Source organism: Streptomyces nanshensis, from assembly GCF_001751255.1.
Classification (GTDB): Bacteria; Actinomycetota; Actinomycetes; order Streptomycetales; family Streptomycetaceae; genus Streptomyces; species Streptomyces nanshensis_A.
The window spans coordinates 1-3,830 of the sequence record NZ_LJGW01000624.1; the positions used below are offsets into that span (position 1 = coordinate 1).

Consider the following 3,830-nt stretch of genomic DNA (forward strand, 5'->3'; position numbering starts at 1 on the left):
CGGGGGAGCCGGCCGGGCCGGTGGAAGGGGACACGCTCTTCATGCTAGAGGCCCCCGGAGTGCGGTTTTACGGGCCGGGGCGGGCCGGCGGGGGAGCGGGGCGGACGTGCCAGACTGCCGCCCATGCGACGTCTGTTCCCCTGCCCCGGTGATGACGGCTCCGCTTCCGGTACCGCCCCCGGTTCCGGTTCTGCCCCCGGCCCTGATTCCGCTTCCGGTCCGGGCGCGGACGGCGGGCAGTGGAGCATCGACGCACTCGCCGACGCCTACGCCTACCCCGAGGAGTACGGGCACGGGCCCGGCTCCGGCGCCCCGGACGCCGCCCCCGCGGCCCCCGGCGTATGGCTGCGCGCCAACATGGTCTCCTCGCTCGACGGCGCCGCCCACCACGAGGGACGCTCCCAACCCCTGTCCTCCGAGGCCGACATGCGCATCTTCGGCGTGCTGCGCGGCCTCGCGGACGCGGTCGTCGTCGGGGCGCAGACCGTACGGCAGGAGGGCTACGGGCCGCCGCGCGAGCGCAAGGCCTTCGCATGGCGCCGTGCGGCGGCCGGACAGGGCCCGGCACCGGCCATCGCCGTCGTCAGCGCCGGCCTCGATCTGGACTTCTCCCAGCCGCTGTTCACCTCTCCCCTCGTGCCGACCCTGCTGGTGACGGGGGCCGGGGCGCCCTCCGACCGGGTCGCGGCGGCACGGGCCGCGGGCGCGGAGGTCGTCTTCGCGGGGGAGGGCGCCACGGCCGACCCGGCCCGGCTGCCCGGCGCCCTCGCGGAGCGCGGGCTGCGGCGGCTGCTGACGGAGGGCGGGCCGCGGCTGCTGGGGCAGCTCGTCGCCGGGGGAGCGCTGGACGAGATGTGTCTGACGATCTCGCCGCGCGTCACCTCCGGCGAGGCGCCGCGGATCGTGAACGGGCCCGGCGTCGAGGTCCCCGTGGACTTCCGCCTCGCCGGGGTACTGGAGGAGGACGGGTTCCTCTTCACGCGCTACCGCCGTACCGGTTCGCGCGCGGCGTGACGCGGCGCGGGTAACCGCCGGGAACAGGCGGCGCCGGAGGCGCGTGAGTTCTCCGTACGCGGGCAGCCGTTGGCTGGATGATCGTCTCGGAGCCCCGGGCCCCGGGGCTCCCTGTGAAGGAAGGGCACCGCCGTGTTCAGGACCGTATTGATGATCGAGAAGCCGCTGGTGTCCGACGACGTGGAGCTGGTGACGACGCTGCACGGCGAGGAGCACGTCTCGTTCGTCGTGCTGATCCAGCCCCGCGGCGACCAGGACCGGCTGCTGCGCGCCCTGGACGACGTCGCCCTCGGCGAACTCGACCAGGCGGTGCACGAGGGCAGCGAACCGGAGGACCGCGATACGCACGGCCCGGCCCTCCGCGCGCTGGAGCACTCGCTGACGATGCTCCGCGAGACCGGCGCCGAGGCCGAAGGACGCGTCATCGAGGACCACCCGCTGGACGTGCTCACCGAGACCGTCGAGCGGCACAAGGCCGACGAGGTCATCGTGCTGACGGCGCCGCATCTCGTCGAGGAGTTCTTCCACCGCGACTGGGCCACCAGAGCCCGGCACAAGGTGGGCGTCCCGGTGCTGAAGCTCTTCGCGCACACCCCGTAGGGCGCACCCGCCCGTGCGGGCGCCGTCCGGGACCCATGCCGCGCCCCGGCCGCCCGGGCGCAGCGCATAGGCTGAGCAGCGCGCGGGGTGCGGCGTCACGGCGGTGCCCGTGCCGGGCACACCGCGCGACTGTTCGTGAGAGTCGTGAGAGTACGAGTCCTGGAGGCGCCCGCATGGCAGCCGACCCGTCCCGCTCCCGCCGGAGTGTTCCGGAGGATCTGGCCCGTCCGCACTTCATCGGCATCGGCGGCGCCGGGATGTCCGGCATCGCGAAGATCCTCGCCCAGCGCGGTGCGCGGGTGGAGGGCAGCGACGCACGGGAGTCGGTGACGGCGGCGGCCCTGCGGGGCCTCGGCGCGACGGTGCACATCGGGCACGACGCGGCGCATCTGGCGGCGGACGCCACCGGCGTCGTCGTCTCCAGCGCGATCCGCGAGAACAACCCGGAGCTGGTCGCCGCCCGCGAGCGCGGCATCCCCGTGGTGCACCGCTCGGACGCGCTGGCCGCGCTGATGGACGCCTGCCGTCCGCTGGCCGTGGCGGGCACCCACGGCAAGACCACCACGACCTCGATGCTCGCGGTCGCGCTGGGCGCCCTCGGCCTCGACCCGTCGTACGCGATCGGCGGCGACCTGGACGAGCCCGGCTCCAACGCGCACAACGGACGGGGCGAGATCTTCGTCGCCGAGGCCGACGAGTCGGACCGCAGCTTCCACCAGTACGAGCCCGAGGTCGCCGTCGTCCTCAACGTCGAGCTGGACCACCACGCCAACTACGCGTCCATGGAGGAGATCTACGACTCCTTCGTGACCTTCTCCGACCGCATCCGCCCCGGCGGCGTGCTCGTCGTCTCCGCCGACCACGAGGGCGCGCGCGAGCTGACGCGGCGGGTGCGCGAGCGCGGCCGGGTGCGGGTGCGCACCTACGGCGAGGCCGAGGACGCGGACGTACGCGCGCTGAGCATCACCCCGCACGGCCTGACCAGCGAGACCACGGTGCTGCTGGACGGCGAGGAGCTGACCTTCGCCGTCTTCGTGCCCGGACGGCACTACGCGCTCAACGCCGTCGCCGCCCTCGTCGCCGGTACCGAACTGGGCGTGCCCGCCGACGAGTTGGCCAAGGCGCTGGGCACCTACACCGGTGTACGGCGGCGCCTCCAGCTCAAGGGCGAGGCGAACAGCGTCCAGGTCATCGACTCCTACGCGCACCACCCCACCGAGATGACGGCCGACCTGGAGGCCATCCGCGGCGGCGCCGGCGACGGCCGCATCGTCGTCCTCTTCCAGCCGCACCTCTTCAGCCGCACCCGCGAACTGGCCACGGAGATGGGGGAGTCGCTGGCGCTGGCCGACGCCTCCGTCGTCCTCGACATCTATCCCGCCCGCGAGGACCCGATCCCGGGCGTCACCAGCGAGCTGATCATCGAGGCGGCGCGCGCCGCCGGAGCCGACGTACGGCACGCGGCGAGCGGCGCGGAGGGCGCGGAGCTGGCCGCGGGAATGGCCGCACCCGGTGATCTCGTTCTCACCATGGGAGCCGGTGACGTGACGGAGCTGGGCCCCGACATCCTGGCCCGGCTGCCGCAGGCGCGCTGAGCGTCCAGCCGGCTACCGCGAGACCGAGAAGGAGGCCGACCGGCCGTGACGTACGAGATCGACAAGCCGGAAGAGCAGTGGCGTGCCGAGCTGAGCCCCGAGGAGTACCGGGTGCTGCGGGAGTCCGGCACGGAGCCGGCGTTCACCGGCGAGTACACCGACACCAAGACCGAGGGCGTCTACAACTGCCGGGCCTGCGGGACCGAACTCTTCCGTTCCCGTACGAAGTTCGAGTCGCACTGCGGGTGGCCGAGCTTCTACGACCCGGCCGACTCGGACGCCGTGGAGCTGCTGGAGGACCGCTCGATGGGGATGCTCCGCATGGAGGTGCGGTGCGCCCGCTGCGGCTCGCACCTCGGGCACGTCTTCGAGGGCGAGGGCTACCAGACGCCGACGGACCAGCGGTACTGCATCAACAGCATCGCCGTACGGCTGGTGCCCACGGAGTCCTGAACCGCGGCCGGGGCCGGGGCGGTTGAGCCCGCCGGACCGCCTGCCGTGAACACCGCGTCCCGCGCTCCCGTGAGGGAGGCGCGGGACGCGTGCGTGTGCGCTTCGCTTTTCGGCTCGGCTCGGCTCGGTGGTTAGTCGGTGCCGTTGCCGGGGGTGGGGGTGGTCTTC

General features: G+C 73.7%; 4 protein-coding genes. All 4 read left to right on the top strand.

What is annotated here, in order from left to right:
• Window positions 1-123 precede the first annotated feature (123 nt).
• The 4 genes from AN218_RS30400 (at window position 124) to msrB (ending at window position 3,662) form a co-directional block, all read left to right on the top strand.
• The gene (locus tag AN218_RS30400) at window positions 124-1,014 is read left to right on the top strand and encodes a pyrimidine reductase family protein (protein WP_070020251.1); all 891 of its coding nucleotides are present in this window, start codon (window positions 124-126) and stop codon (window positions 1,012-1,014) included.
• Window positions 1,015-1,146: 132 nt separating this feature from the next.
• Window positions 1,147-1,614 carry an indole-3-glycerol phosphate synthase gene (locus AN218_RS30405; RefSeq protein ID WP_107421621.1) on the top strand — a complete coding sequence of 156 codons (468 nt, stop codon included), beginning with the start codon at window positions 1,147-1,149 and terminating at the stop codon, window positions 1,612-1,614.
• A gap of 173 nt (window positions 1,615-1,787) precedes the next feature.
• On the top strand, window positions 1,788-3,209 hold the full coding sequence (gene murC, locus AN218_RS30410; protein ID WP_070020253.1) for a UDP-N-acetylmuramate--L-alanine ligase: 1,422 nt from the start codon (window positions 1,788-1,790) through the stop codon (window positions 3,207-3,209).
• Window positions 3,210-3,254: 45 nt separating this feature from the next.
• Window positions 3,255-3,662, top strand: a complete 408-nt coding sequence (gene msrB / locus AN218_RS30415; protein ID WP_070020254.1) for a peptide-methionine (R)-S-oxide reductase MsrB — start codon at window positions 3,255-3,257, stop codon at window positions 3,660-3,662.
• Window positions 3,663-3,830: the final 168 nt, after the last annotated feature.

Coding starts and splice junctions, on each gene's coding strand:
- AN218_RS30400 (WP_070020251.1), top strand. CDS start 124: ATGCGACGTCTGTTCCCCTGCCCCGGTGATGACGGCTCCGCTTCCGGT.
- murC (WP_070020253.1), top strand. CDS start 1,788: ATGGCAGCCGACCCGTCCCGCTCCCGCCGGAGTGTTCCGGAGGATCTG.